Here is a 24,629-nt window from a genome sequence, read left to right on the forward strand (position 1 = left end):
ATCTCCAACTAGATAGCGGCAGCAGCCGGTAATGGCGGCGTCTGGCTGGTCGACAAGGCAAGGCTGTCGAAGGCGTTCGCCCAGGGCAGTGCTGGCCAGGCCGACGGGCCGGTAGCGATTTCGTCTGCGCTCAACAGGCAGTGGTCGAGCTCGCGTTGCAACGTTGCGGTGTCCAGGTCCTGGCCAATGAACACCAGCTCCTGCCGGCAATCGCCGACGATGCTGTCCCACTTGGCCATGATCCCTTGCAGGCGGTACTTGTCCTGCGGCCACTGCGAGGGGTCGATGAAGTTCCACCAGTGGCCGACGTAGTCCCACTGGAACTGCTTGCCGCTGTGCACCAGCAGGCCGATTTCGCGGTGGCGGCTGGCCAGCCAGAAATAGCCTTTGCTGCGCAGCAGGCGGCCATTGCTCCAGGGGCGGGAGAGAAATTCGAGCAAGCGTTGCGGGTGAAACGGGGCACGCTCGCGATAGACCCATGAGGTCACGCCGTAGGTGTCCGACTCGGCGGCGGGAGTGTCGTCGGCGTCCATCTGCTTCATCCAACCGGGCGCCGCGGCCAGGCTGGGCAGATCGAACAGCTGGGTGCCGAGGATGGTGGACAGTTCAACATTGCCAGCGACCATTGGCAGGATCTGCGCGCCGGGGTTGAGCCCGGCCAGCACCGCCCGCAGCGTCTGGTATTGCGTGTCGTCGATCAGGTCGCACTTGTTCACCAGAATCACGTTGGCGTACTCGACCTGCTCGATCAGCAGGTCAGCCAACGGGCGCCGCGGCGCAGTGGCGTCGGCCCGCTCGACGGTTGCCGGTGAGTCGAGCAGGGCCTGAAACTGGCTGGCATCGACCACGGTTACCAAGGTATCCAGCCGCGCCAGTTCACTGAGGCTGAAACCCTCGGTGTCGAGAAAGGCAAAGGTCTCGGCCACCGGCATCGGCTCGGAAATGCCGGTCGACTCGATCAGCAGATAATCGAAACGCTGCTGGCGCGCCAACGCGCTGATATGCTCGAGCAGGTCGGCGCGCAGGGTGCAGCAGATGCAGCCGTTGCTCATCTCGATCAACTCGTCCTGGCCACGGTGCAGCGTTACATCACGCTGCACCTCGGCGGCGTCGATGTTGACTTCGCTCATGTCGTTGACGATCACCGCCACTTTCAAACCCTGGCGATTGCGCAGGATATGGTTGAGCAGGGTGGTCTTGCCTGCGCCGAGGAAGCCGGAAAGGACCGTCACCGGCAGTCGGCCTGCCTGGGCGCCGGCAGTCATGCGTGCACCGCTCGCGGGCTGTCGACTTTGTCCAGGTAGCTTTCGAACAGGTCGACCACCACCAGGCCATCGTCGGCGGCGTCGCCCCACAGGTCCTTTACCCGGAACTCGACGTGGTAGGTCGGTTGATGCGCCGCGCTGCGGTCGCCGTGGCCAATCGCATCCGGGAACGGCCACTGCGCAGTGGTGCGGTGCAGCACCACGCCTTGCTTGCCACGGACATAGGCCGGCATGCGCACATGCCCGGCGACGTATTCATCACGCACGATGACTCGGTCGCCGACTTCGAACGGCGGGCGCCCGGTGATCGCTTCGCGGCCTTGGGCATGGGCCGGGTTGGCCAGCTTGAAGTGCGAGCCGAGGGCCTCATCCAGTTCGGCCTGAGTGATGACGCCGGTCTCGACCAGCAGGGTGGCGGTGGCGATGACATAGCGCTCGTAGTACTCGGTGCCGACATGCTGGCGCACATCGATACGCTCCACGGCGTGGCGGATTTCGTCGACGCTGAACTTGCCCATGTGGTCGGCGCCAATGAACATCAGGCTGTAGGCCAGATGCTCCCAGTCCTGCTTGAACACCTGCTTGTAGCTGAGGCTGTTGATGCGGTGGGGCACTTTGCCAAAGCCCTGGAAACCGCCGAGATCGTGAAAGCCATCCATTTTGAACACTCCGCAAGGGTTGGGGGTTGGGCGCGTTGCTCAGCCGACACGCGGCAGGGCGACGCCAATCAGCACGTCCTTGGTCACCAGTTGGCGCAGCTGCTCTTCGCTCATGTGCTCGGAGCCCGCTGGTCGCTGTGGCAGCACCAGGTAACGGCTTTCGGCGCTGGTGTCCCAGACCTTGATCACCACGTCTTCCGGCAACTCGGTGCCCAGCTCGCGCAATACCGTGCGCCCCTCGCGTACCAGCCGCGCACGGAACTCGAAGCCCTTGTACCACTCGGGCGGCAGGCCCAGCACCGGCCAGTTGGTGCAGGAGCACAGGCTGCAGACGATCACGTTTTTAAGCTGCGGGGTGTCTTCCAGGGCGACGATGTATTCGCCCTGCGGCCCGGTGAAACCGAACTGCGCGCAGGCGGCAGTGCCATCCTTGAGCAGCAGCTCGCGGAAGGCCGGATCGACCCAGGCCTTGGCGACGATGCGCGCGCCGTTGTCCGGGCTCCAGCCGTGTTCCATCAGCTGGGTCAGCTGCTCGATGTAGCCTTCGGGGATCAGGTCTTTGTTCTTCAGCACTGCGTACAGTGCCCGCGCCCGCTCACCCGGGGTTGAGGTTGCCGTCATGGGATTACTCCTCTCGTTCAACACGGTTGTTGATCTAATTGTTGTTCGGGGCTGTGGCGCTGGTCGCTTGCGCTACAGCGTGCGCCAGTCCACCGCGCCTTCGAATGCCGCCGCCGCCTGGTAAATAGTGCCCTCGGCGTAATGCTTGCCAACCAGCATCAGCCCAACGGGCAAGCCGTCGACCAAACCGCAGGGGATGGACATGGCCGGGTGGCCGGTGATGTCCTGGGCGGCGGTATTACCTAGCATTTCCAATGCCCGCGAGACGTTCTCGGTGATCGAGCAATCCGCCGCTGGCAGCGGCTGGGCGATGATCGGCACGGTCGGCATCACCAGCAGGTCGTATTGCTCCAGCGCCTTGTCGTAACCGGCACGGGCGAAGCGGGCGATGTTCTGCGCCTTGGCGTAGTAACGACCGTGGTAGTGGTCAAGGCCAAACTGGCCGACCAGCATGCACAGCTTGAGCGACGGCGAGAGGGCGTTGGCCTGGGTGCGCCAGCCGACCTGTTTGTCGAGCAGGCCGACGTCGTACAGCCCCTTCCAGTTAAACCCCGCACCGTTGCCGTGCATCATCTGCATGGTCAGGCCTTCGCAGCCGATCGGGCCCCACAATGTGCCGGCCAGGGTGTGCTCGGGCACCGAGACTTCCTCGACGACCGCGCCCAACGCTTCGAACTGAGTGATGGCGCTGCGCACCGATTTGGCAACCCGCGGGTCGAGGTTGGCCAGCTCGAAGCCTTGCTTGAGGATGCCGATGCGCAAGCCGCGCACGCCACGATCAAGGTAGTGGCTGTAAGCGTCGACTTCAGGCGTGCCCTGGCGGGGATCGAGCCCATCGGCGCCGGCCATCACTTCCAGCATCAGCGCGTTGTCACGCACATTGCTGGTCATCGGGCCGACATGGTCGAATGTCGCCTCGACCGCCATCACCCCGGTGTACGGCACCAGGCCGAAAGTCGGCTTCAGGCCATAAATGCCGCACCACGCCGCAGGAATACGCGCCGAACCGCCTTGGTCGCCGCCCACCGCCAGGTCGACTTCGCCGGCCGCCACCAGCGCCGCACTGCCCGACGACGAGCCACCGCTACTGAAGCCCGGGCGCAGAGGGTTGTGCACCGGCGCCGGGTCCGAAGTGTGGCTGGCGCCGGACAGGCAGTAGTGCTCGCAGGTGGCCTTGCCGAGGATGGTCACCCCGGCGTCGAGCAAACGGGTGACCACGGTGGCATCGAACGCCGGTACATGGCCGGCCAGCGGCGCGGCGCCGTTCATCATCGGCACGCCGGCCAGGGAGATGTTGTCTTTCAGGGCAACGGTTTTACCGAGCAGCTTGCCGGAGCTGGCGCCCATCACCTCGGTGCGGTAGTACCAGGCGTTCAGCGGGTTTTCGCGGCTGGACGGGCGATAGCCGGCTGTGCGCTCGTAGCGCACCAGCGGGGTGAAGTCGGGCAGCTCGTCGACCAGGTCGTAGGCGTCCAGGCTGGGCTGCATGAGCGCCAGGTATTCGCTGGCTTGCTCGGGTGTCAGCTGCAGATGCAGGCGCGCGGCGAGGGCCTGCAGTTGTTCGAGCGTCGGGCGGGTGATGGCCATGGTGTGTCCTGTTTCCGATGCCAGGCCTCAGGGCCTGGCAAATGGCTGTGCGAGAGGCCCGCCGCGGCTGGGCCTGCTACTAAGCTAGCGCCAGCGCGCGGCCGGCACTTGGTTGAGCAGGACAGTCGCTTGGTTGAGAAGGACTGCCTGCGCCAGGTGCTGAGCCTCATCTAGGTGGCCGAGCGGTGTTACGACTCGAGCTTGGGCACCGCGGCCTGTGCCGCCGCTTCGCCACGTGCGGGCCAGACCACGCCGACGCTCTTCATGCCCTTGGCTGGGTCCATCTCAGGGTTGGCCAGCACCACGTCGCGGTAGGACGGGCTGCCGATCACCGCAGGTTTGAACTTGACCAGAAAATCGTTGACCTCCTTGCGCAGCTCCGGCGCCAGGTCGTAGTCGTTGTAGCACTCCTCCAGGCAATCCAGCGTGGCTTGCCAGTGCACCTCGGTCAGGCCCATGCCGCGGTGTGCGGTAACCATGTCGCGGCCGCGGTACTTGGCGCTGCCACCCCAGTGCTGGGAGAGGAAGTCGACAAAGTTGATGTGCTCTTTCTGAAAGGTCGACTCGGACATATGCGCCCAGATATGGCCAATGGCCGGGTGGCCCATGGTCTTGCGCAATACCGCGCCGGCGAACTGGTAGATCACGTCGTAGCCGCCCAGGCGGGTGTACAGCGAAGGTTGTTGTTCGGTAGAGGCGTTCTGGTCAGTCATGTGAATGCTCCATTTCAGCTGAGGATCGGCAGACGGTTAAAAGACCCGTGCGTACCTGAGGTTCAGGCGGAAGTTTTCTTTCGGGCCGTTTTCTACCGCGAGGTCACGCCCCAGTTGCATCTGCAGTTGGTCCTGAGCGGTAAAGAACTTGGTCGCGGTGACGCGGAAGTTGGTGGTCTCGCCGCGGTCATCCTGGGAAGTGCCATCAACTTTGTTTTCGCCGCCCCAGGTGTGGCCAAAACCAAGGGCGAGTGACGTGCCCGGGTCGATGATGTAGCGCCCCATCAACTGCGCGGCGTAGGACGTATCCTGTTCACGCCGGACCGAGTTGGCGCCGAAGTCGTCGTTGTCGCCGTACCAGATCGCATCACCCACCAAGTCAACTGCCCACTTCTCACCGAAGTGCTTGATGTACGCCGCCTGCAAGTCGACCTTCCAGCGGTTCTCGCCCAGGTTGAGCCCGTCTTTGCGGTCGTAGTTGCCCGTCGGTGCGACCAGATAAACCGTGGCGCCGACCGTGTCGTTGGATTCGTTGAGGCGGTACTTGAGCGGCGCGGTCAGGGTCAGGTCACCGATACCGCTGGCGCTGCCCAGGGCCGAAGCGTCACCGCCGCTGGAGACATGGCCGAACGGCAACAGAAACTGCGGCTCGATGGTCAGCCGGTCGGTCAATTTGTACACATGCAGCAAACGCAAGATGCCGACATTGGAGGTCAAGTTGAAGTCCGAGCTGGCCTTGTGCCCCTGGGCGTAAAGACTGTCGGTGGTGGAGTGCTGGTAATAGACCACACCAATGGTTGCACCCACCGGCAGCACTTCATAATCCCCCGGCGCAACTTCAACCGCTTGGGCAGACAGGCACGGCGCGGCCGCCGCGAGCATCAGGTAACGGAGCTGTTTCATGGACCAAGTCCTTATTGTGAGCCCAAATTCGGGCAAAAAGAGCCCCGCTGCCGTAACAACGGCAGGTGCAGGGCTAAACGTGGAGTTCGTTGTTAGTTGGTGTTTACTTGCGCGTCACGCAACATGCCCGTGTGCGGGTGGCAGTTGATGTATTCGAACACCTGGCTGCTCGCATCCGACACCGACACTTCGTGGTACAGGCGCAACTTCTGCAGCCCCGCCGCCACCCGGAAGAAGGTCACGAAGATGCGTAAGTGAGTCGGGTGTGATTCCGCCCAGCGCTCGAGTTTTTCCACCGAGCGCCAGTGGCCGATGTTGTAACTCATGTCGAGGAAGTTGCCGTTCGCATCGATATTGCGCACGAACCGATTGCTGTAACAGCCCAACGGTTGGCCGTTATCGCGCAAGAAGTCCATGCCGTCCTGCAAGGTCGGCAAGATCTCATCCAGGTACAACGAACGCTCCGCCGCCTCCGCCGCGGCCCAGTCCTGGCCCGAGCGAATCAAAGCGATATTGTCATGGCCGACCACCACCACCCGACCGCCCTTGGCCGGGTCGCCAGACACCACCCGCAGCTCGCCGTTAGGGTTCATCCAATCGGTTTGCGACACCGGGAAACGGTCGCGCATCGAGCCCCAGTAACCGTGCTCTTCGATCTCGCCACTGGTGTTGTCCATCACCGCGCCAACGCCCGGCAAGTCGCTCTGAAACGCATACAACGTCTCGAACTGCTCCGCCCGCGGCGCGGAGATTTCGCGGTAATAACCCAGGCCATCATTCAAGCGCTGCGGCGAACTCCACCAGCCCTCCACCTCGGCCGAACGCACCCAGCGGCAATAAGCGCCGGCGTCCTTCCAGTAGCCGACGATCATCAGGTTGTCGTAGCCGCTGCTGTCGATGTGGTGGGTCAAGTCGTGGGTCAGCGGGCCGTCGGCCAGGCTGAAGCTGGCAACGATGTCACGCATCGCCTGCAAGGCCTGCTCACGCTGGCCGTCACCTTTGTATTGCACGCCCAGGTAAGCCATCACCACCTGAGTCAACTGCTCATCAGCACGGCCCACCCACATCGGGAAAGGCGGCTGGTAATCATCAGGCACCCGGCGCGACAACGTGCGCGGGCACTTGAGGTGTTTGTCGATTGCAGACTCCATCACAGGCTCCTCATTATTTTAATTTCAGGCACACGCTCAGTATTCAGGGTCATTGCTTTCAAACTCTCCGCACTCCTCCGAACAGCAGCCCCGTTGGACGCGGTTCGTGTAGGAGCGGCCTTGTGTCGCGAAAGGGCTGCAAAGCAGCCCCCAACCCACGCAAACCAGACCCAATTTTTCGCTTTCAAAGCGATGGCATTAAGCAAGCCCCTCCCCAACCGAGCCCGCACCGCACATCCCCCCCACTCAAGTGCCCAAGACAAAAACTCCTCAGGCGCCAGGTCACGCATATGCAGCCACCTCAACTCATCTGCCACCTGCTGTTGTTGTTGTTCGAATTGCATGGGCTCACCTCATCGGCACGGTTTGCTGATTTGCCGTAAGGTCAAAGTTAGGCAGGACTCACCAGCCCCGCTTTGTTCGCAAGGACAACCGTTTGGTTGGAAAAGACAGCACCGAAACACCCGCTTGAGCACGAACCAAGAGGGTGCGGCGCACCACAAAAAACAGGACTTTTGCCCTGAAATGGGGAGAGAAGTTGACGCTGTTAACAGCCACACGTTTGCGCAATCCCGCAGTAGACACGCTCGCGTCACCACAACCCGCTGGCGTGTTTATTGCCTGTACCACCGGCGGTAACAGTGCCCCGTTTTCTCCCGTTGTTGCATCAAGGTGAGCGCCATCATGGCTGAGACCAACCACTACACAACCCTTGCCGTTTCACCCGCTCGCCGCTTTGATTACTGGCGAGAAGTGGTCTGCCACCATTGCCTATCGGCAGACAGCAAACCCTCGTCGCAGAGCGATTTCGAAGGTGCGCTGCAGGTCAACGGAATTGGCCCCCTGGACATCACCACCCTGTCGTCGCCGCTGCACCACTGGGTGCGCTCCGAGCAGCATTTGCGCAGCGACCCCGCCGAAGACATCTGGCTCGGATTCACCCACGGCGGCTACGGCGAAATCGAACAGCACACCCGCAAAGCCAGCCTCAGCGCCGGCAATTTGTTTCTTTACGACGCAACCCAACCGTTTCGCTTCAGCCTCGGTGGTACCGAAAACCACCTGATCCGCATCCCCCGGCCACTGCTCGCCCAACGCCTGCCGCGCATCGGCGACTTCACCGCACTGGTGCTCGACGAAGCCCGGCCCGGCGTGATCCCCCTGCGGCAGATGATCGGCCAGGCGGCCAGCTCAGTCGCGCTGCTGCAGGACGAAGGCATCTCCCGGCGCTACTCCAACACCATCATTGATTTGCTGGTGCTCAGCCTGGAGCTGCAAGACCTCAAGACCACCCATCAAGAGCTGGATCTGTATGGGCGGATCATGAACTACATACAACGGCATTTGACTGAGCCGGAGTTGTCGATCGAGACGATTGCGGTGGCGCATCATGTGTCCACGCGGACGGTGACACGGGCGTTTGCTCGGCATCAGAAGTCGCCGGTGGCGGAGATTTGGAAGGAAAGGCTGAATGCTAGCCGGGCGGCTATTGAGTGTGGGCAGGTTAGGAGTGTTTCGCAGGCGGCGCTGGAGTTTGGGTTTTCGGATTTTTCGCATTTTAGTCATGCGTTTCGGAAGGCGTTTGGGGTGGCGCCGCATACTTTGTTGCGGCGCAATGGCGCCTGAGCCGGAAGATTGCGGTTGGCGCTAAGTAGCAGCGTCTATATCGTATTTACCCAATGGCCGCGCAGCATTGCCTTGAGCTCATCGATGCTCAAAGTAATCTCCCGTTTGCGATCGTCACATGAGCCGGGGGATTTTCCCCCAGCTACACCGCGATGCACAGCACCAACAGGGCAGGGCGGGAATAATGTAGCCATGCCATGCCCAGCTAGGTTCGAAGCTATCTCCTCAGACGCACATACTCTTAATTACTCAAAGCCTAAACACACTCACCTGCCTGTGCAGGCCCTGCGCCAACTGCTGCAACGTGCCAGCAGTTTCGGTGGTCTGCTCCACCGCCTGGCTATTCTGCTGTGACATCTGCGCAATCCGTTCAACATTGCGAGCCACGTCCTGGCTGGCTGCAGTCTGTTCACGCAGGGCCAGAGAGATCTGATCAACCATGCGAACCACGTCACCCGAAGACTGACGAATGCCGACGATCGCATCGCCCGCTCGTTGCGCCATATCGACGCCGCCTTTCACCTGGGTAACACCGACCTCCATCTGTTGCACAGCATCACGGGTACCCAGTTGAATCCTTTTCACCATCTCGGTGATCTCTTGGGTCGAGTTGCCGGTGCGCTGTGCCAACAAGCGGACTTCGTCGGCGACGACAGCAAACCCGCGACCCTGCTCGCCCGCTCGAGCGGCTTCAATCGCGGCATTTAGTGCAAGCAGGTTGGTCTGGTCCGCAATGCTTTTGATCACACTGACGATGCTGCTGATTTGCTCAGCATGATTGTCGAGGTCGCTGATTTGCGATGCTGAGGCCTCTACGGTTTGTGCGATCAGGTTCATGCGCTCCAGGGTTTCTTGAATAACGCTGCCGCCTTCACTGGACTGGCGGCCTGACTCGCTGGACTGGGCATGCGCTTCGACAGCGTTGTCGGAAACGTGATTTATGCTCACCGTCAGTTCCTCAACGGTGGCAGCCATTGACGACGCCGAGTGTGATTGCTCTTGAACTGAGGTCGACAGCTGCAGGGATGCGGTCGAGATATTGTCGGCTGCACTCACCAGTTGTTCCGCGCTGATGCCAATCTCGCGAATCATGGCGCGTAGGCGGTCTTGCATGGCCTGGAAGGCTTGTTGAAGCGTGCTCACTTCGTCGTTGCCTGCAACTTCTATCTTGTTGTCCAAGCGCCCATCAGCGATGTTGCGGGCGAGGGTGACCGCTTGGCTCAAGCGTCCGGTAATGGTCTTGGTGAGCAGCGTTGCGATCAGTATTGCCAGGATCGCTGCGGCCAACCCTCCCACTACCAGAATGGTAAAAGCCGTGGATTTGGAGTCGTCCATGAGGGTGCTGCGTTCTTCTTGCAGCGCTTTTTCTGCATCTTGAAACTCGGTGATGACTGCGCGCATTGCATCCATCTTGGCTTTGGCTTGCCCTGAACTGATTTGGCTGATGAGGGTGGTCAGCGATGCGCGATCAGCGTTGATTTCTCGGCGTAGGGTGATGGCGCTCTGCATGTCCTGCTGCAGCCACTGCTGGTAAACCGCTTGCAGGCGATCCAGCCGTGATTGTTGCTCTGGGTTGTCCTGAGTCGCTTTTTTGACCTGCGCAAGCGAGTTGGCGAAGGCCTCCTCACCTTTCAGCATCGGCTCAAGAAAGCTGTCTTGCCCAGTCAGAGCAAAGCCGCGCATGGCGGTTTCGATGTCGACGAGGCTGTTCAGGATGGTGTGTGAACTGTTGAGCACGTCGTAGCTGTGGATGTTGCGTTTGACGCTGCTGCTGACCTGGTCGAAGCCGCGTAAGGCAGAAAGCACCAGGACTGCAATTATGATCAGGACCAGACCGAAACCGGTGTACAGCTTTTTTGAAATGCTGAAATTGTCGAACATTGCGGGTGTTACCTTTCAAGGCCTGGCGGGGGTGCTACGCGGGCTGACACGCATGGGAATGCGGGAAGCGGTTGCATAGTGACGTTTTGATATCAATCCGTATGAGTGTGTTGTACAGAGAAAGTTCTTTGTACAATTTTTCGCATCGGATTTGCCTCGTCCATAGGACCTCCGGGGCGATTCATATTGCCTGCCCCACAAACGGTAACAGTGCCCCGTTCTCTCAAGTTGTTGCGTCAAGGTGAGCGCCATCATGGCTGAGACCAACCACTACACCACCCTTGCCGTATCACCCGCTCGCCGCTTTGATTACTGGCGAGAAGTGGTCTGCCATCATTGCCTGTCGGCAGACAGCAAACCCTCGTCGCAGAGCGATTTTGACGGTGCGCTGCAGGTCAACGGAATTGGCCCCCTGGACATCACCACGCTGTCGCCGCCGCTGCACCACTGGGTGCGCTCCGAGCAGCACCTGCGCAGCGACCCCGCCGAAGACATCTGGCTCGGATTCACCCACGGCGGCTACGGCGAAATCGAACAACACACCCGCAAAGCCAGCCTCAGCGCCGGCAATTTGTTTCTTTACGACGCAACCCAACCGTTCCGCTTCAGCCTCGGTGGTCCAAAAACCACTGATCCGCATCCCCCGGCCACTGCTCGCGCAACGCCTGCCGCGCATCGGCGACTTCACCGCACTGGTGCTGGACGAAGCCCGCCCCGGCGTGATTCCCCTGCGGCAGATGATTGGCCAGGCGGCCAGCTCAGTCGCGCTGCTGCAGGATGAAGGCATCTCCCGGCGCTACTCCAACACCATCATTGATTTGCTGGTGCTCAGCCTGGAGCTGCAGGAGCTGAAGACCACCCATCAAGAGCTGGATCTGTATGGGCGGATCATGAATTACATTCAGCGGCATTTGACTGAGCCGGAGTTGTCGATTGAGACGATTGCGGTGGCGCCGCATACGTTGTTGCCGAAGAGTGGTGGGTGAGAGTTTTTGGGGGAGGCAAGCAGGGGGAGGGCACGGCAAACCCGGCGTTGGATGCTCTACTGCGCACTTACCCAGCGCACACGTAGCATCGCCTTGAGTTCATCGATGCTTAGCGTCAAATCTCGTTTGCGATGGACCATTGCGTGGCAATTAGCGCAGAGAGTGACAAGGTCGGTTTCAGGATTAACGGCTTTCTCACCGCCAAAGTCCGAAATCGGCACCACATGGTGGACATGAATGAAGCCCTTTGCGTGTTCGCCGTAAGCCCTTTCGAAGTCGAATCCGCAGGCTTTGCATTCAAGGCCGTGGATGGCGATTGCTTTCACTCTCAGGTCTTTTCGACGCTCATATCGAGTACCAAAGTAGGTCGACTTACTGCCTTCGTTGGCTGACTTGAACATAAATGGATCGCCTTCACCGTTCGGCTCAGCGGTCTCGTCGACCGGCGGAGGCAGAAGCGTGGCGTGGCTCAAAATCGCGTCGTAGTCGGACCTGGAAATGGGACGGACTGCGGCCCGCCAGTAATTTTTCGGGCGGATGCGCGGGGGGGCGATGGTCTCTAAGTAGTCGCCATCGACTTTTGTGTGGATGGGATGTTCGAATGGAATGTAGCTGTCGATCAGGGCATATAGGTCACCCTTGGTACTCTTCTTGTCCGGATATATCTTGCTAACACGCGCCTTAGCGAAATAGTGCGGCGCGTTGCTGAGGCGGGCAGATGCGAAGGCTTTGTCCCGTATGCGGCCTTTGTAGTACATCACCTCGGTGCCCTGAGCTAGCCATTTCTGGTAGCGCTTGGGGAAGTGGTAGACGGTGCCTGTCTGGTCGTCCCACTGCGATGTGTCGTTTTCTACGATGACGACGGGCATTTGCCTTCCTCTAAGGTGATGGCGGAAGCCTATCAAAAAAGAGGAAATTTCCTACAGGATTATCGGAGCGAGGCACACGAAATCTGACAGTCCCCTAGCCGCTTGCCCTGCGCGTACTTGACCTCGATATTTCAAGGGGGTGCATTAATTTGCAGTCGCCATTGGCGCCTAAAGTGTGGTCAAACGCACGCGTGGACATGTGATCGGCAGTGCTTGAGGTCAGTGCAAAGGTGATCAAAGGTCGCAAAGCAGCTCTTCGGTCGCACAGGCAAAAGCCGCCTGAAAAACGCGAATGGCCTTGTCGGCTTGAGTGTTCATGTCAGCTGCGTGTTGAGTGATTGTAGTGATGTATTCCTTGAGGTCAGGGTTGCCGTTTACAAAAACTTCTTTTTTCGAGAGGTGCGTGAGGATATTTGCGCACAGGTTTTTGCCCTGACCAGTGAGGCCCTTATAGATTGAAATGTTATGGTGGTTGGACTGCAGGCGAATAAATTTGATGTGTTCATTGTAATTATGAAAACGCGGGTGGTAGAGATCGTCGAATGCCTCCGGTGCCGGATATTGTTGCTCGCTAGTGAATTCACCTTCCTTAACGGACCAGATATTATTGCTTTTTCTTCTGTTGCAATCGATGCAGCATATGACTAGGTTGAATAAATTGAAGGTGTGCTGTACACATTTTGAGCGAGGTAGCACGTGCTCTATTTGTTTTGCATTTAGCAAAGGTCGACGGCAATAGCAGCACTGATAATTTTGCTCCTTTTCAAGGAGCATGCGCAGTTGCTCCCTTATCAGCTTCCCAGAAATTTCAGGGGTTTTACTGCATGAGAATTCGTAGAGCTCATTCCATAAGTCTATTTCTTTTTTAATATTTCTTATGGGCCGCCTTCTGTATTGTCGTAAAGCTTTCCTAGTCATACTTTTCAAGTAAGCTTGGGTCGCCGCCACGTGTACGGGGTCGCCGTGACACTGAGCGAGATAGTCTTCAAGCACAACTTGTAGCGCCGCTTCAGTTGGCACGCTAACCATTGCTTGCTGCCTCTTGCTGGACCGAGGAAATAGCGGAATAAGCGGTGTTGATCAGCTCTAGGTCGCGCTGGAAGCGACTGTCCAGCTTGTCTATGTCAGAGCTGTTCATGGTGCTTTTCAATGTGTCCAGTTGTTCGAGGGCACTTTTAAAGTCGAAGTCTGGCGGTGTGCTCTCATTGTTTTGTAGTTTTATCACCGTGGAAACAAGCTGCGCACAGCGCTCGTAAACTTCGCGGTTATGCGGTGTATACGTGTTGAAGCCAGCCATTAGAATGGTTTCTACCGAGTGGCGGCGCTCAGGCGCAATCGAAGTTAATTTGCCCGCCTTGAGTACGTAGCAGGGCGTGTCTTTTTTCGGCGCGTTGGTAATCAACACCGGCGCATGTGTTGCAGTGACAAAGCTTAGCGAAAGCCGTTCTGCAAGAACGTTGAATATATTCGGAAGTGTCTGTTGCCAGCCCACATGCAAGCTGACTTCGGGTTCATCTAGTAGCACGATGGTATGTTTGTCTTCTCGCGCTGTCTCGATGATGTGGGCAAGCAGCAACAAAATATTTTGCTCGCCTGAGCTCAGTTCTGTGAACAGCAGGTAGCGGTTGTCTTTGACCTCGCTGTCGTCTGTGTTCTTGCTCAGCGCCAGGGTATAAATCTCCAGGTGGATCTGATCCAGCTCTATGGTGTTTTCTGTCGCGTCAACACTCAAAGCGATCATCGTGTCGCGTTCATGCGCCATCTGTTTACTTTTGGAGTGAGCGCGGGGCGCCAGGTACATCTGCGCCCTGAATTTTAGTAGCCCCAGGCATTCGATCAAGGCGTCTATTTTTACTTGATCGCGGTAGATAGTTTCTAGCGCAGCGAGGATGATTTCAGATTTTCTGATTTTTGAGCGCGCGCTCAGATAGCTACTGCCACAGGTCTGGTAGTACTCTCGATTTTTGTCGGTAACCTTGGGAAAGCGATTGGACTGCGAAAGAGTAATTCCGACAATACGGGATTTTTTTTTCAACAGCTTGTTAGCGATATCACTCAGCAGCAGGCTTTTACCGGCGCCGTTATTGCCGATCACGTAGATGCTGTGTGGTCTTTCCGCGTCGATCAAAGCGACGATCTCATCGCCATTCACATCTATGCGGTTGTTCTCTGCCGCCCCAAAATCGACATGCTGACTAACGCGGAAGGTGTTTCGCAACGTCTGCTCATGGCGCAGTACCCGCTTGCACAACCCGTCGACGTCACGGTAACCAGTTTTGAACTGGCTGTTGAGGATAGTCGCAACTCTTGGTGTGCATTTTTCAGGGGCGACAGGCACTCCCAATGACATAAGATAAATGCTTGCCGCGAGGATAGTGCGCTCAATGGCATCTAGTGAGGCCAGCGCAGGGTTCGCGGTGACGTTGATATACACGGTGTTGTCGACGGCGCCACGGGTGTTGTCGATGACGACAATTACGAATTTCCTGGCTTTGCCCTGGTAGTAACTGTCGAAGGCAACGACGCTTTCAATCTGCTCGTGGTCTTGGAGTCTTTCCCATTTCTGATTAGCTTGGACCGAGGTTGCCCCTGCGTTGGTGCGAGTGAGAATGAACTTTCCTTGTTTGCCTAGCACCTGAGAGAGCTGCAGGTAAATGTCTTCTGAAGTCGCGCTTCGCAGTGTGTCCAGATGGGCAGTTGACGAGGCGTCCTGTGACGGTGAGTCGATCAGGCAGCCTGCCCGTGAGCCATGGATATGAAACTCACCAAGCCCATCAATAAAAACAGGTCGAATGTTGTTAGTCTTGAGCTTTAGCTCAAGCATTGCTCTATGCTGTTGGGCAATGTCAGCAGACATCGGAAACGATTTTCGTGGTGCTGGTCCGAGCACTCCTAGCGAAAGCTCTGCAGTGTTGGGGCAGACATCCACGACGTCACTGTGAAGGTGTGAGAAAAGCTGACCTGCAAACCCTGCAACGATCTTGCAGTGGCGGTAATCAATCTTTCCTTGGATGCCAGTGAGTATGTCCCAGACGTAGTTGGCCAAGTACTTGGCCTCATCAAGCTGTAAATTTACTAGAGTTTTTGCTACTGCAGGATAAATGGCTTTAACCATCATGTCGCTGGTTCGCAAGTGGGCGTCTCTTGAGAAGTCGATAATATCATCGATATGTTGATCTATATCATCGTCAAATCGCAATAGCGCTTCTGGATTTTGAACAAAATACGAAATTACGGGTGCGCAGGCTAGATGAAATGTTTCATCCTCAAGTGCTACCTTCGTGACTTGTTTGCGAATTTTCTTCAGCGTCGCCGCTGCGGCCAAATCCCGATAGTCATAATACATTTTCAAATTCCAGGCTATTTGGCAACGCGGCAGGGGTAGCGTTACTAGGTCAAACAATGGCAGGTATTGTGCCTTGGTGGCTCAATGGCATCAAGCGCTTGTGTTGACCTGAACTCAAGCGATTCGGAATATTGATAAGCTCTCAGCCCCGAATCTCTAATAGCTTGAAGCGATCTTGAAATGTGCTAAGGCACGGATTTCTCTCAGGATTAGATCCAGAGGAAGTGATTTTGGAGCCGGCCCACGCGTGTCAACTCATCACGCATCTTCATCGGTAATCTTTCAGGCTGGGGCTCACGCCGGCTCAGGTCCTGGAATCGGTAAAAGGTCTGTGTTTCAGCGGCGGGCTGGTGAGTGCTCTGAATATCGTGCAGGTACTGAAACCCGACAGTTGGCGCTTTCAGAATTGGCGTGTGTTTATGACACCCAGCAAGGCGATGCTCCATAATCCTTTGGGGCTGCTAGATGCCAACGACGCTTCGGTAAATCACACTTGAGCTAATGCGTTGGTCGAGCCGATGTGCCGGGGAAAGTTGAATCGACTGATTAATTTATTGATTAATAGGCTTAATTTATGTTTGCATTTTAGCCTGGAATACCAACTGGAATACTGAGAAACCTATTCCCAGCTTGCCAACAAAGAACAGTGACGACTGTAAGTCGACCTTCGCCCAAATCGCGGTCGACCTGGTCGAAGCGTCAGCCTGCTTCGACTGACCTGCGCGAGCTCCTGATCCGATCGTCGGCCGGGCTCGACACCGACGCGGCGCATCGAACTGAAGGCATAGCCCGCCATCAGCTTGCACTGCACTTGCCTGAGGTTTTCACCCCCGATCAGATGTACCTAGAGGGCTGCTCTCAAGCTAAGCGGGTAGATGGGAAATCGCTTCGATTCAGGATGCCGAATATAGGGGTTGAGCTTTCAGCTTTACGACAGTTACGGCTCAAGTTAAGGTGCTGGCATAAGGACATTATCTCCCACTATTTGTCCACGGAAGGTTCTAGGGAGCACGTGGTGCGCCCGCCCATTCCGAGTTTGTGGCACCCCGAAGCGCGCGCTTGGCAAGGTGCTGTCATTGATCCAACTGGATTGGTCTTTGACGCATCAGTGTCGGTAATGCGGTCATGCTGAACATCAAGAATGCTTAATTGAAGGCGGAAGGTATGGATTTTTCGACGTTGTTGCACCTATGGGGTGCAGCAAGCTCTGAGCAGCTGATCGCACCCAAAATGGTTGTTGGCCTCGTTTTCATTCTTTGCGCTTGGTATTTCGTCCGTTACTTCTGTAGGTCATTCAAGCTTAGCGCCCAGCTGAAACGTTTGACTGTTAGCTTGCAGAACGTGAAAACTCTCGCTCCACCTCTTCGGCGCTCTGAGCTTGAACGTCTGTTCAGTGGCGGCAGATTGGAGCATTCCTGGCGTGAGTATGCTGAAACGCTGCACGATCAGTTCGAGCTCAAGGAGGGCGAACAGGTTCTTGTCCGATCGCGAGCCACTGCCGGTGCTGCACACTTCTTCTCACCGCAAAGTGTGGTTGATACCCCGCTGGGGACCGAGTTCTATAAGCACCTACCGGGTATCTTGACCGGTATCGGGATCGTCGGAACCTTCTTCGGCCTGATGCTAGGTCTTCAGCACTTTGACCCGAGCACGCCTGAACAGGTTAACGCCAGCGTCGATAAGCTGTTGAAAGACGTGCTGTTCGCTTTCATCGGCTCCTTCATTTCAATCATGGCCTCTATCGCCGTCACGCTTACTGAAAAGTGGCGCTTGGGACAATGCTACAAGCTGCTTGAGGCATTTAATGAAACCATCGACGGGCTTTTTGACAGCGGTGTCGGCGAGGAATACCTGGCCGAGCTGGTGCGATCAAGTGCTGAAAGCTCGGTGCAAACCCGTCAGTTGAAGGACAGCCTGGTAACCGATCTGCGGGAAATGCTACAGAACCTGGTTGATACCCAGGTCCGTGAAAGCCTCAAATTGGCAGATACCTTGTCGACGACCTACCGTGACTCGGGGCAGCTGCTGGCCGACCAGGTGAGCGGCGCAATTGAAAATAGCCTCAAGTCGCCGCTTGAAGCCATCGCGGGGGCCGTGCAGGCCGCCAGTGGCGATCAGTCCGGGCAGGTACAGAACCTGCTTCAGGATGTTCTGGTGGCGTTTATGAACAAGCTGGAAGGTACGTTCGGCCAGCAGTTCAATGGCCTGCATGAGTTGATGGGCCAGTCGGTTGCCGCCATGCAGTCGATGCAGCAGGGCTTCTCGACGCTGATCCAGGATATGCGTTGGGCTAGCGAGTCCTCGAATCAAAACAGTTCGACCATGATTGCCCAGCTACTGGCCGATATGCAGGCCGGACAAAACGCCATGCAAGCGGGGATGAACGAGATGCTCGCCAATCTGCAGGCTTCGGTTGCCCGTATCGGCAACGAAGGGGAGGGGGCTAGCGCTCGAATGGCCGAGCAACTGGAGAAGCTGTTTGCTCAAAGCGAGGCTCGCCAACAGGCAATGGCTGAGAATCTCCAGGCTTTTGTCGAGTCGATCAAGCAGAGCATCGGCCAAGGCCAACAGGAAACCATGGCCAAGATTGCAGGCTCCGTTGAGGTGCTGGGTGAGCAGCTCTCGGCAGTCTTCAAGCAACTTGAACAGGGCCAGCAGCAGATGGATCAATCCACCCGCGCTGCCCAAGCAGACCTGCACCAGGGTACCCGCGACCTGGTGGGTGGCCTCGACGAGCAGGTCAAGGCATTGCTGCAGACGGTTTCCGAGCAACAGAAATCTGCCCAGGACACTGTCAATGCGTTGAGCGCCCAGACAGAGCAGCATCTGCACAGCATGCAGCTAGGTGCGGACAAGATGCGGGCGGCGGCTGAGCGATTTGAAACTGCCGGGCAAAGCGTTGTGCGAGCCAGTGAATCGACTGCAGGGTTGATGGGTACAGTCCAGGGCGCAGGGGCTGAACTTGCACAGGCTTCGCGAGAGCTGAATACCGTTGTCGCGGACTACCGGAACAATCGGGAAGCGCTCGCGAAAACGCTCGCTGTCATCGAAGGGGTAGTTGCCAGTGCGCAAGGGGAAGCCAGCGGGCGCAGCCAATATCTCCAGGACCTGAAGGTTCAAAGCGAGCGGATGCAGGCGCTCAACCGTGAAGTATATGAATACCTCGAAAACATCAGCGGTGTGCTGGGTAACGGCTTCAAGGAATTCGGTGAAGGTATGGACCGGACGTTGAGACAAACCCTGGGTAGCCTCGACACCGAGCTCGATAAAGCAGTCAAGAGCCTCGCTGGCGGTGTGGAAGGGGTCAAGGAAAGCCTCGAAGATTTCGGCGACATCATGGAACGTATCAGGCGGTAACGGAGGCTAGTCGATGTTTGGTAAGCAAATGCCTTCGGCTGCCCGTTCAAAGGACGAGGGAGAGAAGCCTTTCTGGATTTCCTTCGCTGATTTGATGACCGCGATGATGATTCTGTTTCTCGTGGTCATGGTGGCGGCTTTGAGTTCTGTGACGCAGCGGATCAATCAGGCGGAGCAGGGAGAGAAGCAGCGTAGCAAGGACATCAGTCAGATTTGCGAGCACCTGAGCCTCAAGGCGAAGACTGCCAGCAAGACCATCGTCGTGGACTGCAAGGATAACCGGATCAGTTTCGGCGATGCTGGCCGCTTTGGGCATAACCAGTACGCGCTGAGCAATGATGGCCAATCGGCACTTCAGGAAGTCGTGCCGATGATTCTGGACGCGGCCAACAGTGAAGAGGGGCGCAAGTGGTTCAAGCAGGTCGTGATCGAGGGGTCTACCGATACCGACGGTTCCTACCTTTATAACCTGCACCTGTCACTGCAGCGTTCGGAATGGGTGATGTGCAGCCTGCTCGATAGTCGCAGCCCGCTCCAGGTCGGATTGTCGCCGGAGCATCAGCAGCAAATTAGATCGATGTTTCTGGCGGGTGGCGTGTCCTTCAACAATGCAAAGGACACCAAAGAAGAAAGCAGGCGAGTGGAGTTGCGCATGCAGTTTTTTGGCTTGAAGGAGAAGGAGGGCAATCTCAAGCCTGATGTGCCGGTGTTCACTAATACTGATGTGGAAAAATGCCAGTTGGCGATGAACCGATGACCAGTTCGATCGCGAGGCTTTCCGCCGCCATTAGCCAAAGCCTGTCAGCTCATCGCACGGTGCAGGCCCCGGAACCGTTGGAGCGATTCCCCCGTCTTGCTGCTGCGGGAGTCGATCTTTACGAGCGATTCGAGCGCGCTGAAAAGGCCTTGCCGCCACCCGAAGAAAAGCGCCGTGCTGCGATAAGCAAGTTTCGCAATGTACTACCACTCAACGCCTCGGAATGGCGCTTGGTATTCGCCGGCCTTTCCGACAAGAGTGAGTGCGTCGGGCCGATACTGGACGATGACCAGCTTTATGCCCGGGTGCACGAAGAAGTTCATCAGCGTATCGAAAAGCGAAGACTGAGCCGCCGGGATTGGTTGGCGCTGTGCTTCAGTTACTTTGGCTACGACGCCGCTACGCCTGCGCAGAACGCCAATTGGTGCCTGCTGCGCGAAGACGTTCAGCTCGGTTTCGAATGCGTCAGAGACCAGCAGAAGCGAGTGAAGGAATGGGTGCAGATCGTTCAGCAACATCAGGAACTCTTTTCCGAGCAGGCAGGTGCCACGCTGGGTGACCAGATGTTCAAGGGCGAGATTAGCGACCTTTCGGCATTGCAGACGATTGCGCAGATCCCGGATAACAGCTGGCTGTGGCGCAGGATCTTTACCGTGCTGATTTCTCGCATTTTCATGCTGGATGACGCCGAGTTCTCTCAGCGTTTGGCCGACCTGGTCGACATCGGCCGGCAGCACCCGCGGTACATGAACGACATTTTGAGCGCATGCCTGTCGCGTTACCACTCGGCAGCTTATCGGGAGAAGCCATCGTCGCTGCTTAAACAGCTTGCGCTCGACAATTGGGGTAGTCCGCAGATCCGCTCCAGACAAAACAGCTGGCTTCGTTACGTTGCAGAGGATGTCTGTGCGATGGTCGTAGCCTGGTTTGCGAAGGAGGATCTTGAGCACTTCTTCAACCTGCTGAAGGGCGATGATGACGTCGACCAGTCACGCCTTTTCTACTGGCTGCGGTTTGCCAATCAGATGAGCTACACCAGAATCATCATGGGCTCGGATGCATGGAGTAACGAGGGTCGAGACTTTGCTCATTTCCGTGAGAAGAACAAAGGGCGCCTTGGCCGGTTAATAGGCGCAGCTGGTCATAACAATGCTGTAGTCATGCAGATCGGAAACTACTTTTTCGTGGAATTTTCGGGAAAGGGTGCCTGCTATGTGTACCAAGCAGACCAATCGCCGTTTAATCCAGAAAAAACCCACCTTGAATTAACTACCGAGATTAAGCAGCGCCATCGTGCGGTGGAGTGGATGCCCCATGTCCCTACACCAAACCGCCCAGATCGCGTTGAGGGCTGGCTGAGTAAGTTCGATGGCACTCTAGGTCGGCTGGGTATTCGTGTGCAGAGTCAGACCGGAGCTGCAGGCTCAGCTAAACCGTTACCTTTCGAAGAGCAGGTCCGTGACGCTCTGAAGTCGGTCAAACACAAAGTCTATGATCAGCGCGAGCGCGGCGGTGCATTTCAGGTCCAGCTTGATGATCATGAGCCGGCCGCCGTAACTGCACTGCAGCGCCTGGGCTTCAGGCCCGTCAATAACCAGCCACTCCGGTTCTGGAGACAGTAATGCTCAAGCGTTTCCTCAAAGGCATTGGCCTGCAGTCGAATTCGGTAGCAGAAAAGACTGAGCCGTTTTTTTCCATTGAGGAGCAGGGTATCTGTTATCCCCTGAGCTTGGCGGAGAATACCGAGTTCTGGTCGCTGGCCAGTTATCTTGATCAGCTGGAGGAAGAGGAGTTCGTCTACCAGCTGAGCGATCGCTGGCTGCTGACGTGGGATGAGCTCTACCGGCTGCTGGATGAGCCCGAGCACGTAACAAGTCTGCCGCTATTAGATTTGCCGCCCCAGACATCTCTCATCCCTCAATTGAGCAGCCAGGGCAGCCTTGCCTCCGACGATTTCAAGGTCTCTATCAGTGGCTGGCGCGATCCGCAGTCCAATGCCAATGTGCAGGTGCAACGAACGGGGGCCATTGTTCAATATCAAGGAGCCACAGAGCTTCTGCCTCAGGCATCCTGGAAACTGACCGGTGCTGTACGACAGCTTTATCTGGCACAACAAAATGAGCCCGGTGAAGTAACCAACCAGATCGGCTGGGCCAGCATCAGAAAGCTGGCGCGCAAGGCTGGCGCTGGTATGGATGGCTTCCTGGATAAGACCGTCGTTATCAAACCCGAAAAGCTGCGGCTCAACCCACGAAAGTCGACGTTAGGCGACACCCCTGTTATCGAGTTGCATCCGAGCTTCGAAGGCCAGCCGGCCAACTGGCTTGAGAGCTTTGACGGTGCCAAGCAGGTTCAGGATCGATACCGGGTAACAGGTGACGATGGCTCGCTGACTCATGTTCTGATTGAGCCTGAAGTCAAATCGGTACTGGACTACGTGCGTTCGTTGCCCGGGCGTCGAGTTGCTGGTGACGATGCCCTTTCATTCGTCCGTAACCCTTACAGCACAATCGGCGAAAGTGCCGCACACGTGCTGGATGCCCAAGCCTATGAGGACGAGCTCGCCGAGGCCGGCATTTTTTTTCATCGCTTCCATCTGGAACCCAAACTGGATGAAGCGGGCCAACGTATCGAGCAGGTAACACTAACGCTCGAACCGATTTCTCCAAACCCGCAAGCGCCTATTGAAATTGAGTTCAAAGCCGCCCATGAATTTGCACCGCTTGTGCATGAACTGCAGCTGAAGTTGGCCGCCGGCATGCCTGCAGGCTTTTGGCAGGGCTATGAGCTGGAGCTCAGCGATTTTGATTTGCGCCAGTTGGCAGGCATCAATGACTTGCTTCAACGGTGGCAAAACGAGGCGGCCGGTATCGAGTTTGACTCGGTCCTGGATCTTTCCCTCTACGGCGACCGTGTGACGGGCATTGGGGAAGCGGAAAGAATTACTTCGCCTTTCCTGGTCAAAGAGGCGACCGAGAACTGGTTGCCGAAGGATGTGGCTGCGCTGGGTATCGACGCAGAAATCCTTGGGCGTTGGGATCCTTCCGACCGAGCTCAATTTGAAGCATTTGAGCAACGGTTGGACGAAGCTCGCGCAGCCGGTGATGAAACGGTCTGCTTGCCAGAGTCCGAAATACCACTCCCGATTGCCGCTGCCGAACAACTGTTTGATGCTTGGTCGAAGAAGATTGCGCCTGACGAGACTAGCCAGGTTGAGCAACGGGAGAAAGTAGCCCGCGCCGTGCTGCAAATCGGCCACAACATTGATGAGCCGACCTACGTTCAGGTGCGTCAAGCAGCCTTGCGCGCCGCTTCGGACGCAACGCCAGAGTTGCCTAGCTTGCTCAAGCCTGAAGTCGTCCTGCGTGAGCATCAGCTTCAAGGTGTGGCGTGGTTGCAGCATTTGTTCCGCTTGTCCCCCACGGACGTATCGGGTTGCTTGCTCGCTGATGACATGGGGCTTGGGAAAACGATCCAACTGCTCACCTTCCTGGTCTGGTACTTAGAGCAGTATCCAAAAGATCAGCCAACACTGATCGTCGCTCCGGTTTCGTTGCTCGATAACTGGGAGCGAGAGCTTCACCGATTCTTCTTTGCTGACGCCCTGCCCGTATTGAAGCTGTATGGCTCAGCCTTGAGTGCGGTGAAGTTTAAGAAAGATGAAATCCCTGCAGACTTGAAAGCCAAAGGCATCAAGAACCTGCTGCGCCCAGGTTGGATGCGTGATGCCCGAATCGTCCTGACGACATACGAGACATTGCGCGATCAGGAGTTTTCCCTGGCGCGCCAGCAATGGTCCATCGTCGTGTGTGACGAAGCTCAGAAGCTGAAGAACCCGGCGGCACTGGTGACTCAGGCGATCAAAGCCATTCCCGCACGGTTCCGAGTGGCGTGTACCGGTACGCCGGTCGAGAACACCCTGATCGATCTCTGGTGCCTGTTCGACTTCATTCAGCCAGGATTCCTGGGCGGCCTGAACCAGTTCGGTCGCGACTATCAGCGCCCCATCGAAGCCGCACTGGAGCGTGATACGGATGCGCTGGAGCGCCTGCGTGGGCTTATCGAACCGCAGACGTTGCGGCGGACCAAACAGGACATCGCCAAGGACCTGCCGGCCAAAATCGAAGACGCAGCATGCCGTTCACTTGGCATGCATACGCTGCAGCGTAACCTGTATCTGTCCGAAGTATCCGCATACAGCCAGAAGCGGCAGATCGAAGAGCAGCTCGATCAGAAGACCTCTGGCATGCTGGGGTTACTGCACAAGCTCAAGCTGATTTGTGCCCATCCTTACAGCGTTCAGCCAGACACGCGGTTGCGCGACAACTCGCCGAAGCTTCAGTGGCTGATGCAGACGCTCGAGTCGATCAAACGGGCCGGCAACGGCGACAAGGTCATCGTCTTTACCGAGTTGCGAGATATTCAGCGGGAACTACAGCACGCGATTCAGCAGCATTTCGGCTTTCGGGCGACGGTCATCAATGGCGATACCAGTACCAGCAGTCAGAGCGCCAAAAGCCGGCAGAGGCTGATCGATCAATTCCAGGAGCTGCCAGGTTTCGCCGTCATCATCCTGTCCACCATCGCCGTTGGATTCGGGGTGAATGTGCAGGCTGCCAACCACGTCATTCACTTCACGCGCTGCTGGAACCCGGCCAAGGAAGATCAGGCGACCGATCGCGCCTATCGGATTGGGCAGCAGAAGGATGTGTATGTGTACTATCCGACGGTTCGAGATGCGGCGATGCCGACGTTTGAGGCGACACTGGATGAGCTGCTGAGTAAGCGGCGAGCGTTGGCGCGAGATATGTTGAGTGGGACCTCGGAGCTGCAGGCTTCTGATTTTGAGGCCGTGCTGAACACGCATTGATATATCAACTTTGGGTACAGGCGCGCTCATCTCCGAAA

Annotated in this window: 16 protein-coding genes and 1 pseudogene; 6 read left to right on the plus strand and 11 right to left on the minus strand. The window is 57.2% G+C overall.

Annotated elements, in window-relative coordinates; translation table 11 throughout:
* Positions 1 to 8 precede the first annotated feature (8 nt).
* The 7 genes from AC58X1_RS22725 to oxdA all read right to left on the minus strand — a co-directional run bounded on the left by AC58X1_RS22725 (position 9) and on the right by oxdA (position 6,899).
* The gene (locus AC58X1_RS22725) at positions 9 to 1,265 is read right to left on the minus strand and encodes a GTP-binding protein (protein ID WP_497429496.1); all 1,257 of its coding nucleotides are present in this window, start codon (positions 1,263 to 1,265) and stop codon (positions 9 to 11) included.
* Entirely contained in the window at positions 1,262 to 1,924 is a 663-nt protein-coding gene (gene nthB, locus AC58X1_RS22730; RefSeq protein ID WP_101322202.1) for a nitrile hydratase subunit beta, read from the minus strand. The genes AC58X1_RS22725 and nthB overlap by 4 nt, the downstream gene beginning before the upstream one ends.
* A 39-nt stretch (positions 1,925 to 1,963) precedes the next feature.
* On the minus strand, positions 1,964 to 2,545 hold the full coding sequence (gene nthA, locus AC58X1_RS22735; protein WP_181088917.1) for a nitrile hydratase subunit alpha: 582 nt from the start codon (positions 2,543 to 2,545) through the stop codon (positions 1,964 to 1,966).
* A gap of 72 nt (positions 2,546 to 2,617) precedes the next feature.
* The gene (locus AC58X1_RS22740) at positions 2,618 to 4,132 is read right to left on the minus strand and encodes an amidase (RefSeq protein WP_220632591.1); all 1,515 of its coding nucleotides are present in this window, start codon (positions 4,130 to 4,132) and stop codon (positions 2,618 to 2,620) included.
* Positions 4,133 to 4,320: 188 nt separating this feature from the next.
* Complete coding sequence (locus AC58X1_RS22745; RefSeq protein WP_150571254.1) at positions 4,321 to 4,845, minus strand: group I truncated hemoglobin; 525 nt, start codon at positions 4,843 to 4,845, stop codon at positions 4,321 to 4,323.
* A gap of 36 nt (positions 4,846 to 4,881) precedes the next feature.
* Entirely contained in the window at positions 4,882 to 5,748 is an 867-nt protein-coding gene (locus AC58X1_RS22750; RefSeq protein WP_497429497.1) for a transporter, read from the minus strand.
* A gap of 92 nt (positions 5,749 to 5,840) precedes the next feature.
* Entirely contained in the window at positions 5,841 to 6,899 is a 1,059-nt protein-coding gene (gene oxdA / locus AC58X1_RS22755; RefSeq protein WP_497429498.1) for an aliphatic aldoxime dehydratase, read from the minus strand.
* A gap of 684 nt (positions 6,900 to 7,583) precedes the next feature.
* On the opposite strand from oxdA, the gene AC58X1_RS22760 reads away from it, so the two are divergent.
* Positions 7,584 to 8,525, plus strand: coding sequence for an AraC-like ligand-binding domain-containing protein (locus AC58X1_RS22760; protein ID WP_497429499.1), 942 nt, complete (start codon positions 7,584 to 7,586; stop codon positions 8,523 to 8,525).
* 249 nt (positions 8,526 to 8,774) lie between these two features.
* Here AC58X1_RS22760 and AC58X1_RS22765 read toward each other — a convergent pair whose 3' ends face one another.
* Positions 8,775 to 10,406 (minus strand): methyl-accepting chemotaxis protein, encoded by a 1,632-nt coding sequence (locus AC58X1_RS22765; protein ID WP_497429500.1) that lies wholly within the window; start codon positions 10,404 to 10,406, stop codon positions 8,775 to 8,777.
* Between the two features lie 253 nt (positions 10,407 to 10,659).
* Here AC58X1_RS22765 and AC58X1_RS22770 point away from each other — a divergent pair.
* Positions 10,660 to 11,365: pseudogene (locus tag AC58X1_RS22770) on the plus strand (cupin domain-containing protein); the annotation flags it as partial.
* 83 nt (positions 11,366 to 11,448) lie between these two features.
* Here the strand turns inward: AC58X1_RS22770 and AC58X1_RS22775 are convergent.
* The 3 genes from AC58X1_RS22775 to AC58X1_RS22785 all read right to left on the minus strand — a co-directional run bounded on the left by AC58X1_RS22775 (position 11,449) and on the right by AC58X1_RS22785 (position 15,607).
* Positions 11,449 to 12,261, minus strand: a complete 813-nt coding sequence (locus AC58X1_RS22775) for an HNH endonuclease (protein WP_497429501.1) — start codon at positions 12,259 to 12,261, stop codon at positions 11,449 to 11,451.
* A 234-nt stretch (positions 12,262 to 12,495) separates the two neighbouring features.
* Positions 12,496 to 13,290, minus strand: a complete 795-nt coding sequence (locus AC58X1_RS22780) for an HNH endonuclease (protein ID WP_497429502.1) — start codon at positions 13,288 to 13,290, stop codon at positions 12,496 to 12,498.
* The gene (locus tag AC58X1_RS22785; RefSeq protein ID WP_497429503.1) at positions 13,283 to 15,607 is read right to left on the minus strand and encodes an AAA family ATPase; all 2,325 of its coding nucleotides are present in this window, start codon (positions 15,605 to 15,607) and stop codon (positions 13,283 to 13,285) included. The genes AC58X1_RS22780 and AC58X1_RS22785 overlap by 8 nt, the downstream gene beginning before the upstream one ends.
* Positions 15,608 to 16,771: 1,164 nt before the next feature.
* Here AC58X1_RS22785 and zorA1 point away from each other — a divergent pair.
* Genes zorA1 through zorD form a run of 4 tightly spaced genes read left to right on the plus strand, consistent with a single transcriptional unit; the run spans position 16,772 to position 24,591 of the window.
* The gene (zorA1, locus tag AC58X1_RS22790; protein ID WP_497429504.1) at positions 16,772 to 18,964 is read left to right on the plus strand and encodes a type I Zorya anti-phage system protein ZorA1; all 2,193 of its coding nucleotides are present in this window, start codon (positions 16,772 to 16,774) and stop codon (positions 18,962 to 18,964) included.
* A 13-nt stretch (positions 18,965 to 18,977) separates the two neighbouring features.
* Positions 18,978 to 19,721 carry a type I Zorya anti-phage system protein ZorB1 gene (zorB1, locus tag AC58X1_RS22795; protein WP_110639689.1) on the plus strand — a complete coding sequence of 248 codons (744 nt, stop codon included), beginning with the start codon at positions 18,978 to 18,980 and terminating at the stop codon, positions 19,719 to 19,721.
* Positions 19,718 to 21,343, plus strand: a complete 1,626-nt coding sequence (gene zorC / locus AC58X1_RS22800; RefSeq protein WP_497429505.1) for a type I Zorya anti-phage system protein ZorC — start codon at positions 19,718 to 19,720, stop codon at positions 21,341 to 21,343. Before zorB1 ends, zorC begins: the two co-directional genes overlap by 4 nt.
* Positions 21,343 to 24,591 carry a type I Zorya anti-phage system protein ZorD gene (zorD, locus tag AC58X1_RS22805; protein ID WP_497429506.1) on the plus strand — a complete coding sequence of 1,083 codons (3,249 nt, stop codon included), beginning with the start codon at positions 21,343 to 21,345 and terminating at the stop codon, positions 24,589 to 24,591. Before zorC ends, zorD begins: the two co-directional genes overlap by 1 nt.
* Positions 24,592 to 24,629 lie beyond the last annotated feature (38 nt).

The sequence above is a fragment of the Pseudomonas sp. PGPR N4 genome, assembly GCF_059693665.1.

Excerpts from the sequence above, each read along its gene's own strand:
- AC58X1_RS22725 (WP_497429496.1), bottom strand. The coding sequence starts at position 1,265 with ATGACTGCCGGCGCCCAGGCAGGCCGACTGCCGGTGACGGTCCTTTCC.
- nthB (WP_101322202.1), bottom strand. The coding sequence starts at position 1,924 with ATGGATGGCTTTCACGATCTCGGCGGTTTCCAGGGCTTTGGCAAAGTG.
- nthA (WP_181088917.1), bottom strand. The coding sequence starts at position 2,545 with ATGACGGCAACCTCAACCCCGGGTGAGCGGGCGCGGGCACTGTACGCA.
- AC58X1_RS22740 (WP_220632591.1), bottom strand. The coding sequence starts at position 4,132 with ATGGCCATCACCCGCCCGACGCTCGAACAACTGCAGGCCCTCGCCGCG.
- AC58X1_RS22745 (WP_150571254.1), bottom strand. The coding sequence starts at position 4,845 with ATGACTGACCAGAACGCCTCTACCGAACAACAACCTTCGCTGTACACC.
- AC58X1_RS22750 (WP_497429497.1), bottom strand. The coding sequence starts at position 5,748 with ATGAAACAGCTCCGTTACCTGATGCTCGCGGCGGCCGCGCCGTGCCTG.
- oxdA (WP_497429498.1), bottom strand. The coding sequence starts at position 6,899 with ATGGAGTCTGCAATCGACAAACACCTCAAGTGCCCGCGCACGTTGTCG.
- AC58X1_RS22760 (WP_497429499.1), top strand. The coding sequence starts at position 7,584 with ATGGCTGAGACCAACCACTACACAACCCTTGCCGTTTCACCCGCTCGC.
- AC58X1_RS22765 (WP_497429500.1), bottom strand. The coding sequence starts at position 10,406 with ATGTTCGACAATTTCAGCATTTCAAAAAAGCTGTACACCGGTTTCGGT.
- AC58X1_RS22775 (WP_497429501.1), bottom strand. The coding sequence starts at position 12,261 with ATGCCCGTCGTCATCGTAGAAAACGACACATCGCAGTGGGACGACCAG.
- AC58X1_RS22780 (WP_497429502.1), bottom strand. The coding sequence starts at position 13,290 with ATGGTTAGCGTGCCAACTGAAGCGGCGCTACAAGTTGTGCTTGAAGAC.
- AC58X1_RS22785 (WP_497429503.1), bottom strand. The coding sequence starts at position 15,607 with ATGTATTATGACTATCGGGATTTGGCCGCAGCGGCGACGCTGAAGAAA.
- zorA1 (WP_497429504.1), top strand. The coding sequence starts at position 16,772 with ATGGATTTTTCGACGTTGTTGCACCTATGGGGTGCAGCAAGCTCTGAG.
- zorB1 (WP_110639689.1), top strand. The coding sequence starts at position 18,978 with ATGTTTGGTAAGCAAATGCCTTCGGCTGCCCGTTCAAAGGACGAGGGA.
- zorC (WP_497429505.1), top strand. The coding sequence starts at position 19,718 with ATGACCAGTTCGATCGCGAGGCTTTCCGCCGCCATTAGCCAAAGCCTG.
- zorD (WP_497429506.1), top strand. The coding sequence starts at position 21,343 with ATGCTCAAGCGTTTCCTCAAAGGCATTGGCCTGCAGTCGAATTCGGTA.